Annotated in this window: 14 protein-coding genes and 1 riboswitch; of the genes, 11 read left to right on the forward strand and 3 right to left on the reverse strand. The window is 55.6% G+C overall.

What is annotated here, in order from left to right; translation table 11 throughout:
* Positions 1 to 353: 353 nt before the first annotated feature.
* Entirely contained in the window at positions 354 to 1,133 is a 780-nt protein-coding gene (locus ACO6BQ_RS09585) for a Rossmann-like domain-containing protein (RefSeq protein ID WP_489120647.1), read from the forward strand.
* 65 nt (positions 1,134 to 1,198) lie between these two features.
* Here ACO6BQ_RS09585 and ACO6BQ_RS09590 read toward each other — a convergent pair whose 3' ends face one another.
* Together ACO6BQ_RS09590 and ACO6BQ_RS09595 are read right to left on the reverse strand one after the other, a co-directional pair.
* The gene (locus ACO6BQ_RS09590) at positions 1,199 to 2,266 is read right to left on the reverse strand and encodes a TonB-dependent receptor domain-containing protein (RefSeq protein ID WP_489120648.1); all 1,068 of its coding nucleotides are present in this window, start codon (positions 2,264 to 2,266) and stop codon (positions 1,199 to 1,201) included.
* The gene (locus tag ACO6BQ_RS09595; RefSeq protein ID WP_489120649.1) at positions 2,263 to 3,195 is read right to left on the reverse strand and encodes a TonB-dependent receptor; all 933 of its coding nucleotides are present in this window, start codon (positions 3,193 to 3,195) and stop codon (positions 2,263 to 2,265) included. Before ACO6BQ_RS09595 ends, ACO6BQ_RS09590 begins: the two co-directional genes overlap by 4 nt.
* Positions 3,196 to 3,283: 88 nt before the next feature.
* Positions 3,284 to 3,423: riboswitch (molybdenum cofactor riboswitch) on the reverse strand.
* Positions 3,424 to 3,640: 217 nt separating this feature from the next.
* Here ACO6BQ_RS09595 and tgt point away from each other — a divergent pair.
* The 10 genes from tgt (at position 3,641) to ruvX (ending at position 13,588) form a co-directional block, all read left to right on the forward strand.
* Positions 3,641 to 4,762, forward strand: a complete 1,122-nt coding sequence (gene tgt, locus ACO6BQ_RS09600) for a tRNA guanosine(34) transglycosylase Tgt (protein WP_489120650.1) — start codon at positions 3,641 to 3,643, stop codon at positions 4,760 to 4,762.
* Positions 4,763 to 4,782: 20 nt separating this feature from the next.
* Positions 4,783 to 5,061 (forward strand): preprotein translocase subunit YajC, encoded by a 279-nt coding sequence (gene yajC, locus ACO6BQ_RS09605; RefSeq protein ID WP_009439709.1) that lies wholly within the window; start codon positions 4,783 to 4,785, stop codon positions 5,059 to 5,061.
* Positions 5,061 to 5,678 carry a 5-formyltetrahydrofolate cyclo-ligase gene (locus ACO6BQ_RS09610; RefSeq protein WP_489120657.1) on the forward strand — a complete coding sequence of 206 codons (618 nt, stop codon included), beginning with the start codon at positions 5,061 to 5,063 and terminating at the stop codon, positions 5,676 to 5,678. Before yajC ends, ACO6BQ_RS09610 begins: the two co-directional genes overlap by 1 nt.
* 33 nt (positions 5,679 to 5,711) lie before the next feature.
* Entirely contained in the window at positions 5,712 to 6,944 is a 1,233-nt protein-coding gene (secD, locus tag ACO6BQ_RS09615) for a protein translocase subunit SecD (protein WP_489120658.1), read from the forward strand.
* Entirely contained in the window at positions 6,937 to 7,854 is a 918-nt protein-coding gene (gene secF, locus ACO6BQ_RS09620; RefSeq protein ID WP_489120651.1) for a protein translocase subunit SecF, read from the forward strand. The genes secD and secF overlap by 8 nt, the downstream gene beginning before the upstream one ends.
* 58 nt (positions 7,855 to 7,912) lie before the next feature.
* On the forward strand, positions 7,913 to 9,892 hold the full coding sequence (gene recJ / locus ACO6BQ_RS09625) for a single-stranded-DNA-specific exonuclease RecJ (protein ID WP_489120652.1): 1,980 nt from the start codon (positions 7,913 to 7,915) through the stop codon (positions 9,890 to 9,892).
* The gene (locus ACO6BQ_RS09630) at positions 9,893 to 12,121 is read left to right on the forward strand and encodes a RelA/SpoT family protein (protein ID WP_489120653.1); all 2,229 of its coding nucleotides are present in this window, start codon (positions 9,893 to 9,895) and stop codon (positions 12,119 to 12,121) included.
* Positions 12,122 to 12,202: 81 nt separating this feature from the next.
* Positions 12,203 to 12,853 carry an HAD family hydrolase gene (locus ACO6BQ_RS09635; protein ID WP_489120654.1) on the forward strand — a complete coding sequence of 217 codons (651 nt, stop codon included), beginning with the start codon at positions 12,203 to 12,205 and terminating at the stop codon, positions 12,851 to 12,853.
* 55 nt (positions 12,854 to 12,908) lie between these two features.
* Positions 12,909 to 13,160 carry an IreB family regulatory phosphoprotein gene (locus tag ACO6BQ_RS09640; protein ID WP_489120655.1) on the forward strand — a complete coding sequence of 84 codons (252 nt, stop codon included), beginning with the start codon at positions 12,909 to 12,911 and terminating at the stop codon, positions 13,158 to 13,160.
* Positions 13,157 to 13,588: a Holliday junction resolvase RuvX gene (gene ruvX, locus ACO6BQ_RS09645; RefSeq protein ID WP_489120656.1), complete on the forward strand. Its 432-nt coding sequence runs from the start codon at positions 13,157 to 13,159 to the stop codon at positions 13,586 to 13,588. The genes ACO6BQ_RS09640 and ruvX overlap by 4 nt, the downstream gene beginning before the upstream one ends.
* Here the strand turns inward: ruvX and ACO6BQ_RS09650 are convergent.
* On the reverse strand, positions 13,574 to 13,697 hold a 124-nt coding region (locus ACO6BQ_RS09650; RefSeq protein WP_489120660.1), incomplete at its 5' end, for a secretion protein HlyD. The genes ruvX and ACO6BQ_RS09650 overlap by 15 nt on opposite strands.

The following is a 13,697-nucleotide window of genomic DNA, read 5'->3' on the forward strand; positions in this document are numbered from 1 at the left end:
TTGTGTCTGCGGATCAGCTGGCTGTGATTATCCACTATTTATCAGTGATTCCTTAAGGAATCGCTGATAAAATGAAGTCCGTCAGATTGGCGTAGATTTTTCGTCCGAACAAGGAGGCAAACCGGACGCATAGCGAGGGCTATGTGGAGGATTCTAGGGCACAGTGCGGGCAAAAAAGATGCGTCAAGATGGCGGTGCTGAATTTATCAGTGCTTCCTAAGGAGGAGGAATAATACGGTGAGCAGTGCATTTCTTTTTTTCACAATCATCATCCTTTCGTTCTCTGTTCACGATTGAATCTGCTGAATCGCTGTGTTATCCTAGGGGCAACAGATCTGTGAGGAGGTATTTTCGTGAACTACTGGAATCTTTACGATGAGATCATCGACGGATTGCCGCAGGACATCTATATCGACGACTATGCCGTCGGACGCCCGTGGACGTATGTGCGTGCAGGGGATTTGGTCGGCATCTGCATGACGATCCCTGCGTACAGCCGCCCGCGTCTACGAAAGGAGAGCTTTCTCGGCTGTTCGCTGCGCGAGGCGGGAGAATACGTGCGCTCGTGGCAAGGGCAGGAGGCATCCATCGCCGCTGCCGCCATCAACGCATTTTACAATCAGCCGTCCAAGGTGGAGGCGATGCAGGGATTCCACGGCGAGGATGCATCCGCCGACACACTGGATGAGCGCAAGAAGCTGGAAGCATTCGCCATGTATACGGAGCAAATTCGCGGCAAGAAAGTCGCTGTCATCGGTCACTTTCCGAACTTCCAAAAGAAATGGGAACCGATATGCGACCTCTCCATCCTAGAAATGCAGCCGGAGTGGGGGGACTACCCGGCGGAGGCGGCAGAGTTCCTCCTGCCGCAGCAGGACTTTGTCTTTATGACAGGGGCGACCTTTGCCAACAAGACCATGCCGCGCCTCTTGGAACTCTCAAAGAATGCCGTGACTGTCCTCGTTGGCCCCTCCGTGCCCATGCATCCATGTCTTTTTGACTACGGTGCAAACGGTCTTTCGGGATTTACAGCAACTGATGCTGCACTCGCTGCCGATCTCGTTCATTTCGGCTATGAAACCGATATTGCAAGCTGTGGAAAGATGGCAGACGTTCTTCCACATTTTGTCTGAATACAACATAACAGAGTTGCCGTACGTTTTCAAAGCGTACAGCAACTCTGTTTTATGTTGAGCGATTAGAACGTCATATCCATGCCGAGGAGGAAATTTGTCCCCTCTGCCGGATGATAGAGCTTGTCCTGATAGTCTTTGTTGAAGATGTTATTAATGCGCAGGAAGACACCGAGATCCGTCTGCGGCTCATAGCACAGATCGAGATCTGCCGTAAAGTAGCCGGAGCTGTTCGGATTCTTTTCACCATTCGTCCATCCGCTCACAGCACGTCCGAGCAGGGTGGAGCGCCATTTGCCCTCGCGATAGGTCAGCCCGAGATTCATCATCTGATGGGGGATACCGGCAGCATTCGTCGTCTTCCCATTTGACTTGTCCTCCGTGCTCATCCATGTATAGTTGGCAAAGGCGGACAATTTCTGTGTGAATTTGTGCTGATAGCCAAGTTCTGCTCCGCGAATCTTGGTCTGGTCGATATTATAAAACGGACCTCCTTTGACAAGGCGAACAATGCGATCCGTTACATCCGTATAGAATACGGCAAGATCGAGTTCTGCCTTGGGACTGAAACGATGCTTCCAGCCCAGCTCAAAATTGCGGTCGCGTTCCGGCTTCGGTACAGCCACATTGGCACGAATATTGGTAGCTGCCGACTTTGCTTGCACAAAGAAATGCGTGCGTCCTGCCGAGAATCGCAGGGTATCCGCTTTCGTCAGATCATGTGTGATATTGAGGACGGGATCCGTTGCACGATCCGAACTCTTTACATTATTTGCATCCTGTGACAGGGACTCATGGCGCACGCCGAGTGTCATGCGCGTCTTTGTGTCAAAGCTCCATGCGTCCTCAATGTAGAAACTTGTACGATTATCCGTTCCCTCATCACCTTTGGAGAGGTTGTTGGAATCCGTATGCCAGTCAATCTTGACGTACTTTGCCCCAAAACTCAGTTGGTGCTTGTCGCCAAGTGCGGTGGAAGCGTTCGCCTCAATGCCGTTTCCTGTGGAGAACCAGCCACTGCGGTACCATTCCGGTCTGCGAGGATTGTTATAGTTTAGAAGAGTTCCGCCGTCGCTTCTCAATAGATTGTGCACCCACAGATTATTCTCATCAATCAGATGATAGTATTTCACATCATACTGCCACCGATCATTTGGACGCTTTCGTACTGGAGTGCAATGTTGCTCTGTTCGAACCCCTTGTAATGCCAGTTGTTCGTTTTGTTCTTCTTTCTATATGACTTCTGCATAGCATCTGAAAGATCATCGACATTGATTGACCAGTTGATATCTGCAGTCAGGGTTTTTCCCGTTTGTGGATCGATACTGTTGGAGATCTCGCTGTCCATATCGGAGTAATATCCGCTCAATATGAGAGAGGACTTGTCACTCGTTTTGAACTTGATCTTACCGTCAAAGTATAGCTTGTCGTTTTCCGCATTCGGCAGATAGCCGCCCGTATGACGCTTTGATGCATTCAGTGCATAGCTGATATTCTTATCGCTGCCACTATATCCGATGCGTGTATCATAGGTATGATGGGAGCCACCGGCGATACTCAGATGGAATTTCCCTGCACCGTCACCGTCCTTCGTTGTCACGAGAATGACGCCGCCCTTATAGTCTGTGCCATACTGTACGGGTCCCGGTCCCTTGATGATCTCGACCTTTGCAATGCTGTCTGCCGGAATCGTCGAAAGATCAGCCGCTGCATTCGTAGCAATACCGTTGAGAGGAAACGCAGGGATGCCGTCAATATAGACTTTCGTCTGCCCGACCTCCGCGCCACGGATGCGCACCATCTTGCTGTTCTTATCCGCCGGTGCCATATAAAGCCCTGGCACCTGTGAGAGGATGTCGGCGAGGTCATGATAACCACGCTCCGCAATCTCCTCTGCCGTGATCGTGTTCGTCGTCACAAGGTACTTGTCAACGCCCTCTGCCTCGACTTTGACCGTATCGGTCTCATATGCCGTGTCGGCGGCATATGCCTGCGGCAGGAATACAAATCCTGTCATGACGGCTGCCACGAGGGCGGTTTGGTACTTCCGTGTTCGCTTCATGAATACCTCTCCTTTTCTTCATCACACAAAAATAGACTGTTTCCCGTACGAAGCGCACGACAAACAGTCCCTGCATGACAAAGAAGCAGTCCGTTCCTGTCGTTTTCCTTTTCAATACGGGAAGGCTGTCGCATTTCTGCGAGAGCCCTGTGAGCAGAAGTGTTCAAAAGAACGCACGCTCAGGCGAAATATCATAGGCACACTGCCCTTAGGGAAGCACTGATAAATTCAGCCGCGCCATCTTGACGCATCTTTTTTGCCCGCACTGTGCCCTCGATCCTCCACATAGCTTTGGCTATGCGTCCGGTTTGCCTCCTTGTTCGGACGAAAAAATCTACGCCAATCTGACGAACTTCATTTTATCAACGATTCCCATGGATTTGTGTTTTGAAAATCTCTCGCTTTTGTGTTATGATACAGGGTGTTTTGAGATGGGAGGGCATGAGTGGCAGCGATAACATATGAGCTGATTCGCAAAGACGAGACGACGGGCGCCCGTGCGGGCGTGATCCACACGCCGCACGGCAGCTTTCCGACGCCCATCTTCATGCCCGTGGGCACGCAGGCGACGGTCAAGGGCGTATCGCCTGACGAATTGCGTGAACTTGGCGCGGGCATTATCCTCAGCAATACCTATCATCTCTTTCTCCGCCCTGGCATGGATCTCGTGCGCGAGGCGGGGGGTCTGCATCGGTTCATGCACTGGGACGGTGCAATCCTCACGGACAGCGGCGGCTTTCAGGTGTTCAGCCTTGGCGATCTCCGCAAGATCACGGAGGAGGGCGCGACATTCCGCTCGCACATCGACGGTTCGAAGCAGTTTCTCTCGCCCGAGGTATCGATGGCGGTGCAGAAAGCACTCGGCTCGGATATTGTCATGGCGTTCGACGAGTGTATCCCGTATCCTGCCGACCACACCTATGCCAAGGCATCGACGGAGCGCACGCAGCGGTGGCTCGTGCGCTGCCGTGACGCAATGGCGGATGCAGAGGGGCAGGGACTTTTCGGCATTGTGCAGGGCGGTATGTACCGCGATCTGCGTGCGTGGCACGCCGCCGAGGTAACGGCACTTGATCTGCCCGGTTATGCCATCGGAGGCCTGAGTGTCGGCGAGCCGCACGAGCTGATGGAGGAGATCCTCTCCTACACGGTGGACTTGCTTCCCGCAAGCAAGCCACGCTATCTCATGGGGGTCGGCACGCCGGACTACCTTCTCACGGGTGTACGGCATGGAATCGATATGTTCGATTGCGTTTTCCCGACGCGTGTGGCGCGCAACGGTATGGCGATGACGTGGACGGGGCGGCTCGTGATGAAGAACGCAGTGCATACGCACGACCATACGGTGCTCGAGGAGGGCTGTGGCTGCTACACCTGCCGCAACGGCTATACACGGGCATACATCCGTCATCTTGTGCGTGCCGAGGAGATCTTTGGTCTGCGCCTCCTGACGCTGCACAATCTTTACTTCTTGCAGGAGTTCATGCGGCGTATGCGTGCGGCGATTATCGCGGGGACGTTCCCCGCATTTTATCAGGATTTTATGAATCACTATCATAAAAGATAATATTTGAAGGAGTTGTATTTATGGATGCAGAAATGATGGCACAGCTGAGCTCGTGGGGACCCATTATCATATTGGTGCTCTTCTTTTATTTTCTTCTCTATCGTCCGCAAAAGCAGGCGCAGAAGAAACGTGATGCGATGCTTGCCGCGCTGAAAGTTGGCGATGAGATTATCACGCTCGGCGGGATGCATGGCAAGATCACGGCACTTGATGATAAAAGCGTGACGCTGCGTGTGGCAGACGGCGTGAACATCGTCTTTGAACGCTCGGCAATCAGTGCTGTGAATACGCCCGAGTGATGCGGTGCGTGGCAGATGAGATTTTAGCGGAACAAAAGAGCATACTGCGGCGGGAAATGCTTGCCCGTCGCCGTGTATTTTCGGCTGAGGAGCGCAAAGAGGCGAGCCGCAGCATATGTGCGCGCGTGGCACAGCTGTCCGTGTTGAAGGCAGCGCAAACCATTATGCTCTATGCCTCCATGGAAGAGGAGATTGACCTAGTTCCGTTTATGGAGATCCTGCTCGCGGACGGGCGGCGTATCGTCCTGCCTGAGATCACGGGCAGGGGGACGATGGAGGCGCGGGAGCTGCCCTCGATGGATGCGCTGACGGACGGTGTTTTCGGTATAGCAACACCGGATCCCACGCGCGGCAGCATTGTCCCCCCCGAGGAGATTGATGTTATCATTGTCCCGGGAGCGGCATTTTCTTCGGATGGCGGACGTTTGGGGCTAGGCGGTGGTTACTATGACCGTTTCCTGCCGCGTGCGGGAAATGCAGTGCGGGTTGTGCTCGCCTTTGATTTTCAGATTGTTCCTGCTGTACCGATGGGTGTGCAGGACGCCCGCGTCGATGTCATTTTGACCGAGCGGCGCATGATTTCCTGCAATGGATACTACCTTGAGGAAGAGGTGTGAGGACTGTTGAGACAACATAGTCTGTTAAAGCTGGTGATTTCGATTGTGGTCATCATCGGCGCGTTTTTTTTCCTAGTTCAGCCACTCGCGAGCTCGATTCGGCAGGGCCTTGACCTGCAGGGCGGAACGCACGTTGTTTTGGAGGCGGTCGATACGGAGCAGGCGCAGGTCAACGACGATGCGATGAACCGCGTCATTGCGATCATGGAGAAGCGCGTCAACTCGCTTGGACTGACCGAGCCAATCATCCAGCGTGAGGGGGAGCGTCGTGTCATCATCGAACTGCCGGGCATCAAGGATCCCGATGCTGCGATCCGAACGATCGGCAAGACGGCGATGCTCGAGTTCCGCGACGAAGAGGGGCATACGGTGCTCACGGGGACGGATCTGAAGGATGCACAGGCATCGACGAATCCGCAGTCGGGACAGAACGTCGTCAACCTAGAGTTCTCGGATGAGGGCGCACAGAAATTTGCCGATCTCACGATGAAGAACGTCGGGCGTACGATTGCGATCCTGCTCGACGGCGAGGTGCTGACTGCGCCGAACGTGCGTGAGCCGATTCTCGGCGGGCGTGCGGAGATCACGGGGCAGAAGACGCTTGAGGAGGCGCAGAACCTCGCGGTCGTCCTGCGCAGCGGTGCACTTCCCGTGAAGGTTGAGATCATCGAGACGCGTACGGTCGGCCCGACGCTCGGACAGGACTCGAAGGATAAGTCCCAGTTCGCGTTTGTGGTCGGGCTCGGTGCGGTCGTGCTCTTCATGATTTTCTTCTACCATCTCTCGGGCTTTATCGCGGACGTGGCACTCATGGCATATACGGTCATGCTGCTCGGCATCCTCTATCTGATGGATGCGACGCTGACGCTGCCGGGCGTGGCGGGTATTATTCTCTCGATCGGCATGGCGGTCGATGCGAACGTCCTCATCTTTGAGCATTTCAAGGAGGAGTACCAGGTCAACCAAAAGACCCTGCGGCATGCGATGGATGCGGGCTTCAAGCGTGCGTTTACGACGATCTTTGACTCGAACGTCACGACGCTGATTGCTGCAGGCGTGCTCTTCTTCCTCGGGACGGGGACAATTCGCGGCTTTGCGATCACGCTCGGGGTTGGAACGATGCTCTCGATGTTTACGGCGATTACACTGACGCAGTACCTGCTGAAGCTCATGATTAACTCGAAGCTGTCCGAGAGCTCCGCACTCTATGGTGCGAACGGCTTTATGCTCGGTGTGAAGAAGAAGGGAGATGAGAAGAGTGCCTAAGTTCGATATTGCAGGACATCGGAAAATCTGGTTTCTCATCTCCCTCGTGCTCATCATCCCCGGGTTGATCTGCATGGGGGTACGCGGCTTCAACTTCGGCATCGACTTCACGGGCGGGACGATCATCGACCTGCGCTTTGAGCAGCCTGTGACGCTCTCCGATGTGCGTTCGAGTCTTGCGAAATACAATCTCGATGGCAGTACAATTCAGCTTGCGGGCGCGGAGTCGGGCATCGAGTCCTCCGAGAACGTCATGATCCGCACGATTGATCTTGAGGAGAGCCAGCGCAAGGAAGTTATGGCTTCGCTCACGCAGGATGTCGGGCCCTACACCGTGCTGCGCGAGGAGAAGGTCGGCGCGACGATTGGCGGCGAGCTGATTACGAATGCGGTACTCGCGCTTGTCATCTCGTGGGCACTCATCATTCTCTACGTTGCCTATCGCTTTGAGTGGCGATTTGGCGTGTCGGCGGTGCTCGCGCTCATCCACGATATTATCATCGTGCTCGCGGTATTTTCGCTTACGCAGCGGCAGATTGATTCGTCGTTTATCGCGGCACTGCTTACCATCGTCGGTTACTCGATCAATGATACGATCGTTATCTTTGACCGCATCCGCGAGAATCTGAAACTGCATTTCCGTCGCGGCGGCGATGTGAACGAGCTTGTCAACACATCCATCTATCAGACGCTGACGCGCTCGCTCTATACGGTGTTCACGGTTCTGTTCACGACCTTCGCGCTGTACTGGTTCGGCGGAGAGACAACGAAGGACTTCGCGTTTGCGCTTCTTGTCGGCTTTGCCAGCGGCTGCTACTCCTCCATCTTCATTGCAAGTCAGCTCTGGATCGAGCTGCGGAATCGCACGGAGCGGCGTCCTGCCGCGAAACCTGCGGCCGTGGAGGGATAACGAAAAGAGCCTGTCACGGGACAGGCTCTTTTGCTATTGAAAGGAAGGGGGGGAGACGATGCTGAAAGAATGGGTCATACGCGCACAAACCGACGAAGGGGCTGCGCTTGCACGCGACATCGGAGCTCCACCAATCATCGGTCAGATTCTCTGGCATAGGGGGATACGCTCTGCAGAAGATGCGCAGGCCTTCCTTCATCCGGAGGACGAGCCGTTCCACGATCCCTTTCTCATGAGGGATATGGAAAAAGCCGTCCTGCGTATACGGAAGGCGATTCATGAGGGCGAGCGGATCGTTGTCTACGGCGACTACGATGTGGACGGCATGACCTCGACTACACTCCTCATGAAGAATATCCGCGCACTCGGCGGTACGGTCTCCTACTATATTCCGAACCGCTTTACCGAGGGCTATGGGATCAACGGCGCAGCACTCGCACAGCTTGCAGCGGAGGGCTGTGATTTGCTTGTCACCGTCGACTGCGGCATCTCATCCGTGGACGTAGTAGCGGAGATGGACGGGGCGATGGATATCATCATCACCGATCATCATCTGCCGGGGGCGGAACTTCCTTCTGCCTATGCTGTCCTCAATCCCCATCGAGCCGATTGCTCCTACCCGTTCAAAGAACTCGCGGGTGTCGGCGTCGCGTTCAAGCTCGTGCAGGCTCTTTGGCAGGCGGAGGAGGAGCGGAGCTATGCGGAGGATATGGACATCGTCGCGCTCGGTACGGTCGCCGATCTCGTGCCGCTCATCGGTGAGAACCGCAAGATCGTCCAGATGGGGCTTGCGGCTATGTCCACGCATCCCTGTGAGGGAATCGCTGCCTTGATTCGCGTTGCTGGCATTGAGGGCAAGGCGATCAATACGGGGATGGTCGGCTTCCAGCTCGCACCGCGCCTGAATGCGGCGGGACGCATTGAAACGGCGCGCAGCGGTGTGGAGCTGCTGACCGCCGAGGAAGTGCGGGAGGCGGATCGCATTGCGGGCGAATTGAATGAGCTCAACACGGAGCGGCGTGATTTGGAGCAGGGGATTCTCGCGGAGGCCGAGGAAATGCTCGCGGATTTTACGCCCGATGTACCTGCGATTGTCGTCGCAGGGGAGAAATGGAATTCCGGCGTGATCGGCATTGTCGCTTCCCGTCTCGTCGATAAATACTATCGCCCGAGTATCGTGCTCACACGGCAGGGCGATGTCTACAAGGGCTCCTGCCGCAGCATTGCGGGGCTGCATATGTACGAGGCTCTGGCTGCGTGCAGGGGGACGCTCATTCAGTTCGGCGGGCATGAGATGGCGGCGGGTTTGACACTTGCCTGTGATTGTGTGGAGGATTTTCGCACGGCGTTCGCGAACTATGTAAATACGCATTTGACAACAGATGATTTCACACCGAAAATCTCCATTGAGGGGCTCGTCGCACCTGCGGACTGGACGCTCTCAGCGGTCGAGCAGCTTGCCCTGCTTGAGCCGTACGGCATGGGGAATCCGCGCCCCGTCTTCGGCGTGCGCGATCTGCGCCCGCGCACGGCATCTGCCATTGGCGCGGACGGGAAACATCTGCGCATGGAGGTCGGTACACGTCAGAAGCACGTCGCGGCACTCTACTGGAACGCGGGCGAGCTTGCGGAGATTGTGACGGAGGAGGCGGGGGATCTCGCCTATACGCCGAGCATCAACGAGTGGCAGGGGGCGCGCTCCGTGCAGTGTATGGTGGACTCCGTCATGCCCGCCGCGCACGAGCGCATTTTTCCGGAGCGCGACCTGCTCAAAGCCGTATATGCCTTTCTCAAGGAGCTTTGCGGGGCAGATGGGCAGATTTCATATCATAAGATTGCGCTCACACGGCGGTTCTCACGCGAGAAGGGACATATTTCCTGCTACACAATGGAGACTGCCCTGTGTATTTTTCAGGAACTCGGACTACTCACACAGACGCCGGAAGGGATGTGGCGGCTCGTCCCGCCCGCAGGAAAGCTGGAACTCATGGATGCGCCGACATATCGTCGGTATATGGAACGAAAGGGTGACGTGTAGATGTCGGACGATACACAGAGGGATGTCACTCTCGATATGATACTGGAAAAGGTGCGCTCCTATCAGACGGACGCCGATCTCGCAAAGATCAAGAAGGCATATGACTGTGCGGAGAAAGCACATCGCGGACAGGTGCGCATCTCGGGCGATGCCTACATCATCCATCCGCTCAATGTCGCCTACATTCTCACGGGACTTCACCTCGATGACGAGACGATCTGCGCCGCACTCCTGCACGATGTCGTGGAGGATACCTGCGCGACGCTGGAGGAGATGGATGCGGAGTTCGGCAGGAACATCATGGAGCTCATCGACGGTGTGACGAAGCTCGGCCGCATCGAGTATATGTCCAAGGAGGATGTCAAACTCGAGAACTACCGCAAGATGTTCCTCGCGATGGCGAAGGATATCCGCGTCATCATGATAAAACTCGCGGATCGCCTGCACAATATGCGGACGCTCAAGTATATGCGCGAGGACAAGCGTCAGCGCATCGCCAAGGAGACCATCGAGGTCTACGCACCGCTTGCCAATCGCCTCGGCATTTCCAACATCAAGGTGGAGCTCGAGGATCTCTGTCTGCGCTACCTCGAGCCGGAGGCGTACTATGCGCTTGTCGAGGAGGTCAAGCACAAGCGGCAGGAGCGGCAGGAGTTCATACGCGAGTCGATACAGCAGATTCGCGAGAAGCTCGAGGCCGCCGGTATTGAGGCGGAGATCAAGGGGCGCGCGAAGCATTTTTACAGCATCTACCGCAAGATGAAGCGTGACAACAAGAGCGTCAACGAGATCTATGACCTCTCTGCCGTGCGCGTGCTCGTCTCCTCCGTCAAGCACTGCTACGGCGTGCTCGGTGTCATTCACGCGATGTGGAAGCCGATTCCCGGCAGGTTCAAGGACTACATCGCCATGCCGAAGTCCAACGGCTATCAGTCCCTCCATACAACTGTCATGGCGCATGGCTATCCGCTCGAAATCCAGATCCGCACGAAGACGATGCATCAGGTCTCCGAGTTCGGTGTTGCCGCGCATTGGAAATACAAGGAGGCGGGGCGGAGCATCGGTGCGACCGATGAGAATGACCAGAAGATGTCGTGGTTGCGGCAGATGGTCAGCCTGCAAAAGGAATACGACGATCCGAAGGAGTTCTTCGAGGCGCTGAAGCTGGACGTGTTCTCCGACGAGGTCTTTGTCTTTACGCCGCGCGGCGATGTCATCGACCTGCCGAAGGGCTCGAATCCGATCGACTTTGCCTATCATATTCACACAGAGGTCGGGCATCACTGTGTCGGCGCAAAGGTCAACGGAAAGATTGTGCCGCTCGAATACAAGCTCAAGAACGGCGATATCGTGTCCATCGTCACGAACAAGGGGGGGAACGGTCCCAGCCCCGACTGGCTGAACACAGTCGCCTCCTCTGCGACGCGCAGCAAGATTCGCGCGTGGTTCAAGAAGGAGAATCGTGAGGAGAATGTCGAGCGCGGCATGAACCTCATCCGCGATGAGGCGAAGCGGCTCGGCTATGCGCCGAAAGAGCTGATGGCAGGAGGGCGTCTTGCAAAGGTCGCGGAAAAGCTCAACGTACAGAGTGAGGGAGACCTGCTTGCCGCACTTGGCTATGGTGGCGTGAGTCTGCGCGGTGTCATGACGAAGCTCATCGAACTGCACCAGCAGGCGATTAAGGACAGCACCCCCCCCGAGGTCTCGCAGATGCTTTCCGAGCTCAAGACCCCGCGTCGCGGCAAGCGCAAGAAGGCGAGTCACGGCGTCCTTGTCGAGGGCGAGGGAGGCTACCTCGTGCGTCTCGCACGCTGCTGCAACCCGATTCCGGGCGATCCCATCACAGGCTACATCACGCGTGGACGCGGCGTCTCCGTGCACCGCTCCGACTGTCCGAACGTGCTCAACGATACGGAGTTCACACGTGTGATCGAGGTGAGCTGGGACATCGGGCTTGACAAGGACTATATCGTCGGCATTGAGATTATATGCAACGACCGCAACGGTATGCTCGCGGAACTCCTCGCCGTGCCGGCAGAGATGAAGGTGAACATTCACACGGTCAATGCAACGCCAAACCGCCGCAACAAGACTTCGACCGTCCTCCTCGGGCTGAACGTCAGCAACATTGACCAGATCACGCAGGTCATGACGAAGATGCGCCTGCTCAAGGATGTCTATCGTGTCACGCGCACGCTCGGCAGTTCGGCACTCCCCGGCGGAGATTGAATGCTCTTTGTCACATTGTTTTTTCATATATTTTGTGGTAATATCAGGCATGGAATTTGTGCATGATCCGTGGGGGTATTCATGAAAAAAGGTGCGATCTTTGATATGGATGGGCTGCTCTTCGATACGGAGTCACTATATCAGCGTGCGTGGACAATGGTTGCGGATGACTTTGGTGTCGAACGCAAGCCGGACCTGGGCAAGGCGTGCAGTGGGACAACCGGCGATTTGACGGAACGTATTGTGCATGAGTACCATCCGACGGTGGATGCCAAAGCCTATATCCGTCGCGTTGTTGCATGTGTTCACGATGAGATGGAAAAAAACCTGACCGTGATGGCAGGGGTGCATGAGATTCTCGCGTACTTTCGTGAGCAGGGAGTTCGGATGGCGACGGCAAGCAGTTCGACGGTGGCACAGATTGAACAAAATCTCAGGAAGAGTGGATTACGTGATTATTTCGATGTCGTGGTCGGCGGCGACCTCGTGACGCATGGGAAACCTGCGCCTGACATCTTCCTGCTGGCGGCAGAGCGCATCGGCATTCTTCCTGCGGACTGCTATGTGTTCGAGGACGGCTATAACGGACTGCGCGGTGCTGCGGCGGCGGGCTGTGCGCCCGTGATGATTCCGGACACCATGCCGCTAACCGATGAGATGCGTACGCTTTGCAAAGGGATTTATCCATCTTTGTCGGATGCAATGAACGCTATTCAGCGCGGCGATTTATAATGGAAGCACTGATAAATTCAGCGATTTCCTATATTTCCTCAGTGAGGTGAAATCAATGGAAGATCAGAAAACAATGATGTTCTCCTTCGGCGAGGACAAGCCGAAGGCGGACGCTGTCATACGCGAGGCCGCCGCAGCGATGCGGGAAAAGGGATACAACCCCATCAATCAGCTGGTCGGCTATCTGCTCTCAGGTGACCCTGCCTATGTCACGAGCCATCATGACGCGCGGAGCAAGATTCGCAGCCTGGAACGCGACGAACTGCTCGATGAGCTCGTGCGGTTCTATCTGGAGCATGAGAAGTGAAACGCTATCTCTCACTGGACATCGGCGACGCGACGATCGGCATTGCCGTCAGCGACCTGCTCGGGCTCACGGCGCAGGGTGTTGAGACAATCCGTCGCACGGAGCTCTCTGCCGATCTCGACCGGCTTGCACAGCTTGTGCAGGAGTATGAGCCGGCAGGATTCGTGGCGGGGCTGCCGAAACATATGAACGGCGACGAGGGGGCGCGCTGCGACATTGTCCGCGCCTTTATGGCGGAAGTGGCGGAGCGATTTCCAACGATTGAGATCCACTACTGGGATGAGCGGCTCTCGACGGTTGCTGCCGCGCGTTCGCTCATTGCGGCGGATGTCTCACGCAAAAAACGCCGCAAGGTCATTGATAAGATGGCGGCGGTCTACATATTGCAAGGGTTTTTGGATCGGCAGCAGCATTTAAGGAAGCACTGATAAATTCAGCCGCGCCATCTTGACGCATCTTTTTTGCCCGCACAGTGTCGGCAAATCCTCCACATAGCTTTTGCTATGCGTCCGGTTTGCCTCCTTGTTCGGACGAAAA

The organism is Centipeda sp. (in: firmicutes) (assembly GCF_057271695.1).

Excerpts from the sequence above, each read along its gene's own strand:
- yajC (WP_009439709.1), top strand. The coding sequence starts at position 4,783 with ATGGATGCAGAAATGATGGCACAGCTGAGCTCGTGGGGACCCATTATC.
- ACO6BQ_RS09595 (WP_489120649.1), bottom strand. The coding sequence starts at position 3,195 with ATGAAGCGAACACGGAAGTACCAAACCGCCCTCGTGGCAGCCGTCATG.
- recJ (WP_489120652.1), top strand. The coding sequence starts at position 7,913 with ATGCTGAAAGAATGGGTCATACGCGCACAAACCGACGAAGGGGCTGCG.
- ACO6BQ_RS09635 (WP_489120654.1), top strand. The coding sequence starts at position 12,203 with ATGAAAAAAGGTGCGATCTTTGATATGGATGGGCTGCTCTTCGATACG.
- ACO6BQ_RS09630 (WP_489120653.1), top strand. The coding sequence starts at position 9,893 with ATGTCGGACGATACACAGAGGGATGTCACTCTCGATATGATACTGGAA.
- ACO6BQ_RS09640 (WP_489120655.1), top strand. The coding sequence starts at position 12,909 with ATGGAAGATCAGAAAACAATGATGTTCTCCTTCGGCGAGGACAAGCCG.
- ACO6BQ_RS09610 (WP_489120657.1), top strand. The coding sequence starts at position 5,061 with ATGCGGTGCGTGGCAGATGAGATTTTAGCGGAACAAAAGAGCATACTG.